12 protein-coding genes are annotated in these 12,724 nt (G+C 62.4%); 2 read left to right on the top strand and 10 right to left on the bottom strand.

Going from position 1 to position 12,724, the window contains the following annotated elements; all coding sequences use genetic code 11:
• Nucleotides 1-194 precede the first annotated feature (194 nt).
• Nucleotides 195-1,187, top strand: coding sequence for an NAD(P)-dependent oxidoreductase (locus tag JONANDRAFT_RS00445; protein WP_008522334.1), 993 nt, complete (start codon nucleotides 195-197; stop codon nucleotides 1,185-1,187).
• Between the two features lie 35 nt (nucleotides 1,188-1,222).
• Here the strand turns inward: JONANDRAFT_RS00445 and JONANDRAFT_RS00440 are convergent, their stop codons facing one another.
• The 7 genes from JONANDRAFT_RS00440 to JONANDRAFT_RS00410 form a co-directional block, all read right to left on the bottom strand.
• The gene (locus tag JONANDRAFT_RS00440; protein WP_008520046.1) at nucleotides 1,223-3,649 is read right to left on the bottom strand and encodes a homocysteine S-methyltransferase family protein; all 2,427 of its coding nucleotides are present in this window, start codon (nucleotides 3,647-3,649) and stop codon (nucleotides 1,223-1,225) included.
• The gene (locus JONANDRAFT_RS00435; RefSeq protein WP_008522333.1) at nucleotides 3,639-4,304 is read right to left on the bottom strand and encodes a vitamin B12 dependent-methionine synthase activation domain-containing protein; all 666 of its coding nucleotides are present in this window, start codon (nucleotides 4,302-4,304) and stop codon (nucleotides 3,639-3,641) included. The genes JONANDRAFT_RS00440 and JONANDRAFT_RS00435 overlap by 11 nt, the downstream gene beginning before the upstream one ends.
• A gap of 120 nt (nucleotides 4,305-4,424) precedes the next feature.
• Nucleotides 4,425-5,030 carry a GntR family transcriptional regulator gene (locus JONANDRAFT_RS00430; RefSeq protein WP_233417404.1) on the bottom strand — a complete coding sequence of 202 codons (606 nt, stop codon included), beginning with the start codon at nucleotides 5,028-5,030 and terminating at the stop codon, nucleotides 4,425-4,427.
• A 36-nt stretch (nucleotides 5,031-5,066) separates the two neighbouring features.
• A complete protein-coding gene (locus tag JONANDRAFT_RS00425; protein WP_008520041.1) occupies nucleotides 5,067-6,167 on the bottom strand; it encodes an NAD/NADP octopine/nopaline dehydrogenase family protein in 1,101 nt (366 codons plus the stop codon).
• Nucleotides 6,160-7,662, bottom strand: a complete 1,503-nt coding sequence (locus JONANDRAFT_RS00420; RefSeq protein WP_008522332.1) for a tripartite tricarboxylate transporter permease — start codon at nucleotides 7,660-7,662, stop codon at nucleotides 6,160-6,162. Before JONANDRAFT_RS00420 ends, JONANDRAFT_RS00425 begins: the two co-directional genes overlap by 8 nt.
• 13 nt (nucleotides 7,663-7,675) lie before the next feature.
• Nucleotides 7,676-8,131: a tripartite tricarboxylate transporter TctB family protein gene (locus tag JONANDRAFT_RS00415; RefSeq protein WP_008522331.1), complete on the bottom strand. Its 456-nt coding sequence runs from the start codon at nucleotides 8,129-8,131 to the stop codon at nucleotides 7,676-7,678.
• An 87-nt stretch (nucleotides 8,132-8,218) separates the two neighbouring features.
• Nucleotides 8,219-9,178, bottom strand: coding sequence for a tripartite tricarboxylate transporter substrate binding protein (locus JONANDRAFT_RS00410; protein WP_008522330.1), 960 nt, complete (start codon nucleotides 9,176-9,178; stop codon nucleotides 8,219-8,221).
• Between the two features lie 221 nt (nucleotides 9,179-9,399).
• On the opposite strand from JONANDRAFT_RS00410, the gene JONANDRAFT_RS00405 reads away from it, so the two are divergent.
• Nucleotides 9,400-10,557, top strand: a complete 1,158-nt coding sequence (locus tag JONANDRAFT_RS00405) for an amidohydrolase (RefSeq protein ID WP_008520034.1) — start codon at nucleotides 9,400-9,402, stop codon at nucleotides 10,555-10,557.
• Between the two features lie 52 nt (nucleotides 10,558-10,609).
• On the opposite strand, the gene JONANDRAFT_RS00400 is transcribed toward JONANDRAFT_RS00405, so the two are convergent.
• From JONANDRAFT_RS00400 to JONANDRAFT_RS00390, 3 genes are read right to left on the bottom strand one after another with little or no spacing between them, the layout of a single operon-like run.
• A complete protein-coding gene (locus JONANDRAFT_RS00400) occupies nucleotides 10,610-11,539 on the bottom strand; it encodes a S66 peptidase family protein (RefSeq protein ID WP_008520032.1) in 930 nt (309 codons plus the stop codon).
• Complete coding sequence (locus JONANDRAFT_RS00395; RefSeq protein ID WP_008522329.1) at nucleotides 11,536-12,075, bottom strand: spore maturation protein; 540 nt, start codon at nucleotides 12,073-12,075, stop codon at nucleotides 11,536-11,538. Before JONANDRAFT_RS00395 ends, JONANDRAFT_RS00400 begins: the two co-directional genes overlap by 4 nt.
• Before the next feature lie 2 nt (nucleotides 12,076-12,077).
• Nucleotides 12,078-12,701, bottom strand: a complete 624-nt coding sequence (locus JONANDRAFT_RS00390) for a nucleoside recognition domain-containing protein (RefSeq protein WP_008522328.1) — start codon at nucleotides 12,699-12,701, stop codon at nucleotides 12,078-12,080.
• Nucleotides 12,702-12,724: the final 23 nt, after the last annotated feature.

Raw genomic sequence — 12,724 nt, 5'->3', positions numbered from 1 at the left:
CTGTTATGCGCCCTCCTTCCGCGCCCTTAAAAACGGGGCGCTTTGTGGCCGAATTGTATATGACTGTCGGGCTGGAAGCAAGCAAGAATTTCATCGTTTTTCTTTTTGTCCGCCGGCGGCCCGCGCCGGTGAAATTCCCGATGATACAATGAGCTTGAAGTCTGCTTCTCTAGGAAGCGCCGGGAGGTGGAGCTGTGGGACAGAAACCGCTTGTGACCGTGATCGAGCCGGAAGGCCCGATGGAGTGGTTCAGCGAGCTGGACGGTCTGGGGGACGTTCGGTTCTTCACGCCGAGCGGGCCGGTGAGCCGAGAGCTGACGGCCCGACTGATTGGGCCGTCCCGAGCCGTGATTATCACGTCGGCGACGGCGATCGACGCGGAGCTGATCGACAAGGCGAAGAACTTGGGGATCATCGCCAAGTGCGGCGGGCCGCCGTCAAACGTGGATATTCCCGCGGCCACAAGACGTGGGGTGGCGGTGAGCTGCGTCCCGGGGGCGAACACGACGACTGTGGCGGAGTACGCGGCCTTTTTGCTGCTGGGGCTGTTCCGACGGGCCGACTCGCTGGCCTGCGCTCTGAAAAGCGGCGCTTGGCGCGGACCTGATCTATTAGGCCGGGATATGAAAGGTGCTCTGATCGGCGTTGTGGGGTACGGCGCGATAGGCCGAGAGGTTTTGGCCCGACTGCTGCCGTTCGGCCCTCAGGTCCTAGTCTGGTCGCCTTCCACTCAGGCGGCCGGGGTCATTCTGCCGGAGGGCGCTCGTTATGCCCGTTCGCTGGCAGAGTTGGTCTCAAGGTGCGACGCGGTGTCCGTCCACAGTCGGGTCACTCCTGAGACGCGAAACATGTTCAATCGGGAGGTTTTTGCGCTGTTCAAGCCCGGAGCGGTTTTCGTCAATACGGCGCGGGGTGATCTAGTAGACGAGGATGCTCTGGCTTGGGCATTGACCGACGGACCGCTCGCCGCCGCGGCCGTTGACGTTTTCCGGCAGGAGCCGCCTGACGCGGCTTCGCCGCTTTTGTCCTGTCCAAACCTGTGGGCGACGCCCCACGCGGCGGCGTGGACCCGCCAAGCGCTGGAACGAGAGTGCCGGGGCGCGGCGGCAAGCGTCGCGGCGTTTTTAACCGGGGAGCCGATTCCCGGCCTGTTGAACTCGCCCTATCAATCGTTCGCTAACAAATAAAGAAGAGCCGGTCGCCAAAAGGCGACCGGCTTCATTTATTCCCTCTCTTTGAGTTTGATCGCCTTTTCTGCGAGCCGGACCGTTTCCATGGCCGTGGCGGCGTAGTAGTCAGCGCCAATCGACCGGGCCAGCACCCGGGACAGGACGGCGCCGCCGACGATGATTTTTACCCCCGGCGCGGCGCGGCGAAGGGCGGCGACGGTGTCTTCCATGCTGGCGACGGTGGCGGTCATCAGGGCGCTGAGGCCGACGAGCGGCGCGCGGTTTTCGACGACCGTCCGGACGACCGTTTCGGCCGGGACGTTTTTGCCCAGGTCGATGACCCGAAAGCCGTAGCTTTCCAAAACGGTGCCGGCGATGTTCTTGCCGATGTCGTGAACGTCGCCCTGTACGGTGGCCAAGACGATCGGCCCTTTGTCCCGGGCGCCTGAGCCGGCTGGGAGGGCCTGACGAATTTCGTCAAACGCTGCCGACGCGGCGGACGCGGCCTTGAGCAGGCCGGGCAGGAAAATTCGCCCCGCCTCGTAGTCATCGCCGACCCGATCAAGCGCCGGGACGAGGTATTCTTCCACGACGGTCATGGCGCTGACGCCTTTACAGAGTTCGGCAGCCGCTCTTCTGGCCTCTTGGACCAGCCCGAGGCGAACCGCTCGCCCCAGCTCGTCTTCGTTGTCGTCCTGATTCGCCTCCGGAACGGGAAGGGCGTCCCGGCTTTCCGGCTCGAGCTCTTCCGGCCGGGCCGCGCAGTAGGCCAAGTAGCCGGAGGCGTCTGCGTCGCGGCCTGATAAAAGGTTCCAGACGGCGACCGTGTCCATCATGCCCAAGTCGCCGGGGTTGAGGATCGCCGCGTCCAGACCTCGATCAAGGCAGGCGGCCAGCATTGTTCGATTGACCGCTCCGCGGGCTGGCAGGCCGAACGAGACGTTGCTGATTCCCGCCATCGTTTTGGCGCCAAGGCGTTCTTTGAGCGCCGAGAGAGTATTCAGGGTTTCGCTCACCCGCTCCGGCCCGGCGGCCGCGGCCATGACCAGCGGGTCGAACAGCAGTTTTTCAGCCGCCAGCCCGGCGGCGGTCCAGCGCTCTTTGATTCGGGCGGCGACGGCGAGACGGTCTGCCGCCCGCTCCGGCACGCCCGTTTCGTCCATTGGCAGGCCGAGGATGGAGACGCCGTACTTTTTGGCGAGGCGAATTGCCGGCTCCAGACTTTCCGGCCGGGCGCTGGCCGAGTTGATCATCGGAAGCCCGACGCAGGCCCGAAGCGCCGCTTCAAGCGCCTTAGGGTTGGCCGAGTCGAGCTGAAGCGGGCAGGTCACGCCTTCTTGAAGAGTTTGGACGGCCCAGCTCAAGGCGGCGGCCTCGTCAACGCCCGGCACGCCGGCGTTGACGTCCAGCATGACCGCGCCTTCCTGCGTCTGCTTGATCGCATCCTCGAGCAGCGGCGACGGCAGGCGGGATGCGTAGGCGTCCGCTAAAACCGGTTTGCCGGTCGGGTTAATCCGCTCGCCGACGGGGACGAACATGTCAAACCGGACGACCTGAGAGGCCGAACAGGCCGCAGGCCCAAGGGGCACACTCCGTGGCGGAACGTCGCCCCGCAGGGACGACAAGCGCCTGATGTAGTCCGGCGTCGTGCCGCAGCAGCCGCCCAAGACGGCGACGCCCCAGCGGGCGAACTCGCCCATGACCGACTGAAACTCGTCGGGGCCGGCGCTGTAAACGACCGACGAGCCGGAAAACTCCGGCAGGCCCGCGTTGGGCTGGACGATCACCGGGACAGGGCACGCGCCGCATATCTGCCGAACCGTTTCGCGCAGGGCCCGCGGGCCGGCTGAGCAGTTCGTCCCGAAGGCGCTCGCGCCGAGGCCGGAAAGGACGAGCGAGCACGCCTCGGCGGACGCGCCAGAAAACGTCCGGCCCGACGGCTCAAAGCTCATGGTCGCCAGAAGCGGCAGGCCACAGTTTTCCCGGACGGCCAGAGCGGCGGCCCGGATCTCGGCCAGATCGGTGAACGTCTCCAGCAAAACGGCGTCGCAGTACGCCGCGCCGGCGTGGAGGACCTCGCAGACGCCCTGATAGATCTCGTCGAACGTGGCGTCGCCCAGCGGCTCCATCAGGCGGCCCGACGGGCCGATATCCAGCGCGACGAACCCACCGAACCGCTCCGCCTCGCGCCGGGCGATCTGACAGGCCGAGCGCACGACCGGCCCGACCGACAGGCCGGCGTGAGCGAGCCGGCTCGGGAACGCGCCGAACGTGTTGGTCGTGATGAAATCGCTGCCCGCCTCAAGAAAAGAGCGGTGAACCGCCGCGACGGTCTCCGGCGACGACAGGTTCAGCTCTTCGGGAAGGCTTCCCCGTCTCAGGCCTCGGGAGCCCAGCGCGGTGCCCATGGCGCCGTCAAAGATGATTCGATCCCGCCCCAGCGTCAGCCGTCGGGACGGGCTGGTGAACTCAACCGCCACAGGTCTCGCCTTCCTTCATAAAACTGCAGACGCCCCGCCGTCCGCAGGAACTGCAGTCCCGCCGGCGGTTCTCATGCCGATCAGAAATTCCGATGAGCGCGGTTATCGACTTGACCGGCGCCATCATGCCGCTGGCCGTCATCGTCAGGCCAATTCGGCGGGTCGCGTCCAACATCTGAATGATTCCGCGGGAAGCCGACGAAGGCACGTCGCCGTAGCCCGGGCTGAACCGCATGGTCGGGTACTCGTCCGGTGGCAGCTTGACGGTGATCTCCTCGTCCAGCCGGTCGCACTCCGCGTCAGCCCAGACCGACGCGCAGGCGTCAAGCGCCAGAGCCTGAGGGTCACTCAGACTTCCAGCCAGCGCAATTGCCCGGTCGACCGCCGGGCCAAGGGTCAAAGCCAAAACGAAACAGGAACGGCAGTGGGCAAAAATCCGCGTCAGGTCGCGTCCCGGCACGCTCAGCCATCCGTCCAGAAGGACGCCGGACTCTTCGAGGGCTATCGGGGCGCGCCGCCAGACCCATCGAACCGGCCCGAGAGACTGGAGCCTTTCAAAGACGCGTCGGACGGCATGCCGGTCGCCGTCGGTTCGCCCCGACGGCGGGACGCCCATGAACCGAAGCGCGCTTTCCGTCATCCGTTCGGTGATCACGCTCCCGCCTCCCTTCCTTCTTTTCTTTGTACGATGATACCGAAAGGCCTTCCCCCGGACAACCTAAAAAATGTCGCCGTTCTTCAAAAGAACGGCGACACACAAAACAATTTTGACTGATCAACTGCGGCTGACAGCCCGAATAACCCTTTCGCGCGAGTCTTCCAGGTGACGGCACATGAGGGACGCCGCCATCTGTTCATCCCCGGCGCAGACGGCCTGGCATATCGCCGCGTGGCTGGCCAGCCGGTCTGCCAGTATTCCTGAAGGACCCTGAACCAACGAGAGAAGCACCCGTCCGCGAACCGACGCGTTGAGCAGTACCCGAAGGATATCCTGAAGAACCGTCCCTCTGGCAGCAGACGCGATCATCATGTGAAACCGATAGTTGCCCGACGGCGAACCGTCGTCCGCCAGCGCCTGAAGTTCCCCTTTCTCCGGCTCGGTAATATGCGCCGCCGCTCGGGCTGCGCCTTCCGGCTCGATGATGGACCGCAGCCGGTACGACTCGATAACCGCGGACGGATCAATGGGTTTCAGCATGTATCCAACCCGGTGTTTGGCGACAAGAAGGTTCTCGCCGCACAGGGCCAACAAGGCTTCCCGAACTGGCGTCCGGCTCACCCGAAATCGAGCGCACAGATCGTCGATGGTGAGCGTCGCGTCAGGCTGAATGAAACCTTGCCATATGTCGTGCCTCAGCTGCTCACTGATTCGATCTTTCAAGAAAACCGATGTCATTATCCCTTTCAGACCTCCGCTTTATAGGCCTCGCCGCCGGACCCGATCAAGGATCTCTTCTCCGCTCCAATTGTACCCCATTCCCCGAAGGCTCCGTCCGGCTGCCTGAAAATCAGTTCCCGAAGCGAGGCTGGCCAACGTGATAAGCGACAGGTGAACGGCATTGGGCAGGCCAAAGCGGTTCAAAAGGTCCGCCGCCGGGACGAGCCCGAACGGCACGTCCTCAATGATATATCGGTGATTCGTTGACTTGGGAAGCTTGCTGTTCTTATACAGCGGGTTCGTTGAAATCAGCTGAAAAATCGACGACCCGCTGGCGCCTTGCTTCCTGTACCAATCTCCCAGCAGGCTGACCACCGGACGAATCGCAACGCCGCGGGATGCCAAGGCCATTCGCTCCCCGTCAAGCGCTTCGATAACGCGGCCGATCCCAGGGGTAAAGGCGCCGTAGTACGAAAGCATGTCAAGCCCGCGCTCCGCGTTAGCCCAGTTCAGCACGGTCAGCGGCACGTGAATCAGCACGTTCGGGTTCGATAAGCCGGTTTCGAGAACCGTCGGTGAAACGGTCAAAGCGGGATAAATCGCCCGCAGGCTTTTCAGAAGCTCCTCGCCGCCTTCAGCAGGGAACGCCGCGACGCCCATGCCGTCTTTGAACCCTCGGACCGACACGCCGCCGGCTGTTCGGCTGGCTGTAAAAATCATGCTGTCCGTTTCGGCCACGTGAGTCACCGCGTCGTTCCCGCCGGCCCGAAGCTGGCGGACAAAGGCCACTGCCCCCAGTAAGTTTCCCGGCATGAGGCACACCTGATGAAACTCCCGAAGGTGCGGGGCCAAAAAGTCTGCCACGTCGCTCTGAGCGTACGACGGGACGACGACAAACACCGCCGCCGGACCTTTCAGGGCCTCCGATGGGTCGACCGTAACCAGATGAAGTTGGGCTTGTCCCCCCGGCCGACCGCAGGACGGCAGGGACTCCAAGAGAATCTTCCCGCCGCGCAGGTCGTCCAACGATCCAGAATGACTCGGCGCCTGCAGCAACGTCACCCGATGCCCCTGAAGGCTCAAGTCCGCCGCGACGGCCCGCCCGCCGGCGCCAGCGCCAACGACAACGACATTAGACATTTGCCGGCTCCTTCCTCCGACTCCTCCTCAAATAGGACACGATCGTCGGACCGAAGAGGGAAACGAAAATAAGGACCAGCAGAAGAACTGACAGCGTGCTGTTGCAGAAGAACTTCCAGTCCCCACGGGAGAGCATGATCGACCGCCTCAGCTCCCCTTCGGCCATGGGGCCTAAAATCAGCCCGAGGATAAACGCCGGGGTCGAATATCCCCATCGGTTCATAAGGTATCCAACCAAACCGGCCACGACCATCACGCCGACGTCGAACAGGTTGTTTCTGATCGCAAAGGAGCCGATGACGCAGAGAACCATGATCGCGGGGGCAAGAAGGCGCGTCGAAATTTTCGTTATCCGGGCCACGTATCGGGCCGCGACGACGCCCACTAAAAACATGAGGATATTCGCCACGAAGATCCCGAACAGAAGCGTGTAGGCCACATCGGCGTTCTTGGTGAATAACTGAACGCCGGGCCGCAGCCCGTGAATCAGCAGGCCGCCCAAGAAAATGGCCGAAACGGTGTTGCCTGGGATTCCCAGCGTCAGCAGCGGCACGAGAGAGCCGCCGGTGACGCCGTTGTTCGCCGCCTCCGACGCGATAACGCCCTCAACAGAACCAGAACCGAACTTTTCAGGGTGTTTGGAAGATCTCCGGGCCTCGTTGTAACTGATGGCGCAGGCAATGCTCATGCCGGCCGCCGGAATAATACCGACGACCGTCCCGATAATCCCCGACTTTACCATGAGCCAGAAGTGATCTCGGATATCCCGCATTTTGGGCCACGAGTCGTCGGAGAACGACGCAATGTCCTTGATGATAGTCACGTTCTTCTGCTCGACAAGGCTGAAAACCTGGCAGGCCGAAAAAAGACCAATCACCACAGGCACAACCGGCAGCCCCTCAAACAGCGACACGTTGTCCAACGTGTACCGATACGACCCGGAAATACCGTCAACGCCGACCGTCGCCAACAGCATTCCCATCACGCCGGCTATTGAGCCCTTGAGGACGGAACCCTTTGATATGCCGATGATGACCGACAGCCCCAAAATGGCTAAGTAGAACACTTCCACCGGGCCAAAGCGCAGGACGAGCTGAGCCAGCGGCGGCGCAATAAACAGCAGAGCCGCCGCGCTGATCAGGCCGCCGATCAGCGAAGAAAAGACAGCCATGGCCAGAGCGCGGCCGCCCTCGCCGTTGCGGGTCATCTCGTAGCCGTCAATGGCTGTGATCACAGCCGCCGGCGTGCCGGGAGTCCGAATCAGAATCGCCGAGATCGATCCGCCGTACGTGGAGCCGCAGTAAATACTGGCTAAAAAGATCAGCCCTGCCGCCGGGGACATCGAGTAGGTAAACGGGATAAACAGGGCGACGCCCATCGTCGAGGTAAAACCGGGGAGCGCTCCAACGATTATTCCGATGACGGTTCCAAGCAAGGAGAAACTTAAATTTATCGGGGTAAGCGCCCCTATAAACGCCGACCAAATAACGTCCATGCCATCTTCCCCCCTACAGCCCGCCGCCGAAGAAAATTCCCTTCGGCACGGGGACCTTCAGCAGCACTCGAAAACCCAGCCAAATAAGGGCGACCAACGTTCCAGACACGACGAGCGCCACGCCCCGCCGCGAGTACCCCAGCGCACAAATCAGCCCAAAGCAGAACAGAAACGACGAAGTCACGAACCCTAAAAACGGCATGAGCCCGCAGTACGCAACGGTCGCCGTCACTGCCAGCGCAAGTTTCTTGAAGTCTTTGTCGTCATCCGAGCGCGCTGTCTCCCGGCGGTATGACAGAAGTGCCACGATAAAGCCCACCGCCGCCAAAACGATCATCAAAATAGCCAAAGCCCGCGGATAAATCAGAGCGTCTGGGGTGATGTCCTTCGTGTCCGTCAGGAAATAGGCGCCTAAACCAAACAACAAGATCGTCGGAAGGTACAGGTCAAAAAATTTTCTCACTTTCATCAGTCCCCTAAAGAGTTTTATCGTCAGGCAGGCAAAGGCCCGCCTGACGATAAATCGTTTTTCATCTTCTGTTTTCTCTGCCCGGCGCTACCACGGGTTAGTCTCCCACTCTTTCTGCAGGTCTTGATTCATGTCGTTCAGGAACTTGGTGTACTCCTCCGAGCCCATGAACCGCAGCGGCATCTGGAGCTCCTTCGCCTTAGCCTGAAACTCCGGATCCTCTACCGCTTTTTTCAACGAATTCTCTATCGCCTGAAGAGCTTCCTTCGGCAGACCCTTAGGGGCCGCCACGCCGCGCAGGCTCGCCTGAATGAAGTCGTATCCCTGCTCCTTATACGTCGGCACGTCGGGGACCGTCGCTTCGCGTTCCGGAGAGCCGACGCCCACAAGCCGCAGGTTGCCATCATCAATGTAGGTGTAGCATTCTGACAGGTTCATGCACACCGCTTCCACGTGCCCGCCCATCAGAGCCACCATGCCGGGAGCCGAGCCGTCAAACGGGACCTTGTTCAGCGTCACGCCCGATTGGCGTTCCACCCGCGAGAGCAGCAGGGCTTCAGACGTTCCGGGGCCTGAATAAGCGATGGATATTTTCCCCGGCTCCTTCTTTTCCGCCTCGATCAAATCGTTCAGCGTCTTGTACGGGCTGTCGGGACGAACGCCGATAACACCGGGATCCATCACGATGTTGGCAATCAAATCAAAGTTGTCCAACCGATACTTAGCCGCCGGGCGCTGGATCGGAATAATGAGGAAACCGGGCGGGTTGATGAAACCGATGGTATAGCCGTCCGGGTTTCCCCGCGCGATGGCCGTCCAGCCGATCTCCCCGGAAGCGCCGGGCTTGTTCACAATCGCATAGCTCTGTCCGAAATACTTCTCGGCAAACTTAAACACCGTCCGAGCGGCAACGTCCGTGCCGCCGCCGGGCTGAAACGCGACGATCACCTCTACAGGCTTCTCCGGATACGCGCCGTAGCAAGCCCCTCCAAGCGACAAAATGCCAGCCGCCGCCAACAACCGACACACAGCTTTCCTAATTTGCATCAACCTGTCCCTCCTTCGATAAGGCCATTAATTTAGCAGACTAACTTCTTAAAATATATTTTAAATATATGCAGGTCTCTGTCAAGGCGACGGCGACGGACATCTGGCACTTTTCGCCGTTCCGGGACGGTATCAGTCCCAAAGGGGCCGGTTTGGAGCGACGGCGGGCAACGCGGCTCGTATAATAGAGAAAAGCCGAAAGTTTGCGAGGAGGGGACGCGATGAGAGCTTTTATCAACGGAACGTTTGAGACGCTGGAAGGGCCGATCGTCGAGCGAGGGGCGCTGTTGGCCGACGACGCGGGAAAGATCGTCGACGTGGTTCGAGGCGACGAGGTGCCGTCGGACGCCGAGACGATTGACCTGGGCGGCGGGTACGTCACGCCGGGGCTGGTGGACGCTCACACTCATCTGGGGAACTTCACCTATTCGACGCCCGCCGGCATGATCGACGGCAACGAGAAGACCGACCCGGTGACGCCTCAGCTGCGGGCGCTGGACGCGTTCTACCCGGACGACGAGGCGCTTCCAGAGGCGCTGGCCGGAGGCGTGACGACGGTCCAGTGCCTGCCCGGCAGCGCGAACGTGATCGGTGGGACCGGGATTGTGCTGAAACTTCGCGGGCGAGTGGTGGATAAGATGGTCATCAAGTCGCCGTCGGCGATGAAAGCCGCTCTGGGGGAGAACCCGAAGCGCGTGTACGGCGAGGAGCGCAAGAAGGCCCCGTTGACCCGTATGGCTGTGGCGTCGCTTTTGCGGGAGACTCTGGCGAAGGCGCAGGACTACGCGAAGAAGACCGAGTCGAAGACGCCGCACGACCGGGACTTGGGCCTTGAGGCGCTTCAGCCCGTGCTGGAACGCCGTATGCCCCTGACGATTCACTGCCACAGGTCGGACGACATCTGCACGGCGATTCGGATTGCCGAGGAGTTCGGCCTGCGCTACACGCTGGAGCACTGCACCGAAGGCCACCTGATCGCCGACTACTTGGCAGAGAAGGGCGTCAAAGCGGCACTTGGGCCGAGTTTCTCCGGCAAGAGCAAGCTGGAGCTGAAGAACCGAAGCTGGGAGACGCCGGCGGCTCTCTATCGGGCGGGCGTTCAGTTCTGCCTGATCACCGACCACCCGTTCATGTTGCTGTCCGAGTACCCTCTGGCGGCCGTGATCGCCTGCAAGGCCGGCCTGCCGCGGATTGAAGCGCTGAAAGGCATCACGCTTTACGGCGCGCGGCACTTGGAGCTTGACGGCCGAATCGGCTCGCTCAAAAAGGGCAAGGACGCGGACTTGGCCGTCTGGAGCGGCGACCCGATGGATTTGAGAAACGTCTGCTTGATGACCGTGATCGATGGACAGGTGGTCTATCGCCGGGACGAGCGTTAACAAACAAAGAAGAGGCCGGACGGCTTGAGCCGTCCGGCCTCTTCTTTTGCAGTTACATTCGGAAGGTAATCAGCCCCGCGGCCGCGTCCATGGCGCACTCGGCGCCCAGCGGAAGCGCGCCGGTGACCTCTCCGTGGCCGACTCGCAGGCCCCGAAGGACCGGGACTCCCAACGAGCCGAAAAACTCGTCCAACAGGTTTTCTGTGGTCCAGCCGCTCTCCGGGTCGTTGGGACAGTTCGTGAAGTCTCCCAGCAGGACGCCGGCGAGATCCGAGAGCTTGCCCGACAGCTTCAGGTGTCCCAACATGCGGGCGATTCGGGACGTGCTCTCGTCCACGTCTTCCAGAAAAAGGATTTTCCCCGCCGTTTCGATTTCGTACGGCGTGCCGAGCAGCGACGTCAAAACCCTCAGGTTGCCGCCGGTCAGCTGTCCGAGCGCCCGTCCGGGGGCGACGGCGCTCAGCGGACAGCCGTCCGGGTTGGCGAAGGTCAGCTCGCCGCCGGGCGCGGCGAAGACGGCGCGGCGAAGGCTTTCCAAGCTGTAGCCGTCCGAAGAGCCCAGCAGATTGGACCGCACCATGGCGCCGTGGAAGGTCACGAGGCCGCTTCGCTGGTTGAGCAGCCAATGAAGCGGCGTGATGTCGCTGTACCCGACGAAGGGCTTGGGGTTCGCCCGAGGAAGGTCCCAGTCGATCAGGTCGAGGAGCTTGTAGCTGGTGTTGCCGCCCCGGAGGCACCATACGGCCTTGACGTCCCGGTCGCCGAAAGCCCGGTTGAACTCATCGGCCCGGCTTTTCGGGTCGCCCGCCTCGTAGCCGTACAGGTTTTGGGTCACCAAGCCGCTCATCTGAACCCGAAAGCCCATGGCTTGGACGACCTGCCGGCACTCGGCCGCTTCGGCCTCTGTGACGGGCGACGACGGCGCGATCAGCGCCACAAAATCCCCCGGCCGCGGCGGCTCGGGAAACGTCAGTTTCGTCATGAGGCGAACACGAGCCGGCAGACCGCCAGAGCGGCCAGCATGCCGCACAGGTCGGCGATCAGGCCGGCCGGCAGGGCGTGGCGGCTCTTTTTGATGCCGACGGCGCCGAAGTACACCGCCAGCACGTAGAACGTCGTGTCAGTGGAACCGGCCATGACGGAGACGAGCCGGCCGATGAACGAGTCCGGGCCGTGCACTTTGAACAGCTCGTTCATGATTCCGTCGGCGCCGCCGCCCGACAGCGGGCGCATGAGCGCCATCGGCAGGGCTTCGGCCGGCATGCCGATCAGATTCGTCAGGGGCGAGACGAGTTTGGCAAAGTACCCCATGGCGCCGGAGGCACGAAACACGCCGATGGCGACGAGCATGGCTGTCAAAAACGGGATAATCCGCACAGCCGTGTTGAAGCCCTCTTTGGCGCCTTCGGTGAAAACCTCGTAGACCCGCACTTTTTTGCAGACGCCGTAGGCGATGACGACCAAGAGAATGAACGGGATAGCGTACAGGGAGATGAGGTTGACCCCGCGGACGAACACGGCTATTCCCTCCCCTCGCTGATCCGAAGCGCCGGGCAGGTGGAGCGGTATTTTCGCGTCCGGGCGAGCAGTTTGGCCGCGATGATTCCGGCGGCAGTCGAAACGGCGGTCGCCACGATGGTCGGGCCGATGATTTCAGTTGCGTTGGCTGAGCCGGCGGCGACCCGGTACGCGATGGTCGTGGCCGGAATAAGCGTCACGCTGGACGTGTTGATGGCCAAAAACATGCACATGGCGTCTGTCGCCGTGTCGTCGGTACCGTTCAACGTCTGCAGGTCCTGCATGGCCTTGATGCCGAACGGTGTCGCGGCGTTGCCCAGCCCGAAGACGTTGGCCGCGAGGTTCATCAGAATTGACCCCATGGCCGGGTGATCCGGCGGCACGTCGGGGAACAGGCGGACCAGCAAGGGGCGAAGACACCGGGCGGCCTTTCGGATCAGGCCGGAGACTTCGGCGACCTTCATCACGCCGAGCCAGAGGGTCATGACCCCGATGAGGCCCAGCGAAAGTTCGACCGCCGTGTTGGCGCTGTTGATGGCCGCGTCGGTCACGGCCTGAACGTTCCCTGTCAGCATGGCCGTGACGATGCCGATGATAAACATGCCGGCCCATATCCAGTTAATCACTTCGCGCTCCCCTTTCCTGTGGA

The organism is Jonquetella anthropi DSM 22815 (assembly GCF_000237805.1).
Classification (GTDB): Bacteria; Synergistota; Synergistia; order Synergistales; family Dethiosulfovibrionaceae; genus Jonquetella; species Jonquetella anthropi.
Note: the sequence above shows the minus strand (reverse complement) of the source record. Positions and strands in the feature narration are given on the sequence as shown.

Bases quoted from the DNA above. Each gene is read 5' to 3' on its own strand.
- JONANDRAFT_RS00420 (WP_008522332.1), bottom strand. From the start codon at position 7,662: ATGGACGTTATTTGGTCGGCGTTTATAGGGGCGCTTACCCCGATAAAT.
- JONANDRAFT_RS00415 (WP_008522331.1), bottom strand. From the start codon at position 8,131: ATGAAAGTGAGAAAATTTTTTGACCTGTACCTTCCGACGATCTTGTTG.
- JONANDRAFT_RS00400 (WP_008520032.1), bottom strand. From the start codon at position 11,539: ATGACGAAACTGACGTTTCCCGAGCCGCCGCGGCCGGGGGATTTTGTG.
- JONANDRAFT_RS00425 (WP_008520041.1), bottom strand. From the start codon at position 6,167: ATGTCTAATGTCGTTGTCGTTGGCGCTGGCGCCGGCGGGCGGGCCGTC.
- JONANDRAFT_RS00410 (WP_008522330.1), bottom strand. From the start codon at position 9,178: ATGCAAATTAGGAAAGCTGTGTGTCGGTTGTTGGCGGCGGCTGGCATT.
- JONANDRAFT_RS00405 (WP_008520034.1), top strand. From the start codon at position 9,400: ATGAGAGCTTTTATCAACGGAACGTTTGAGACGCTGGAAGGGCCGATC.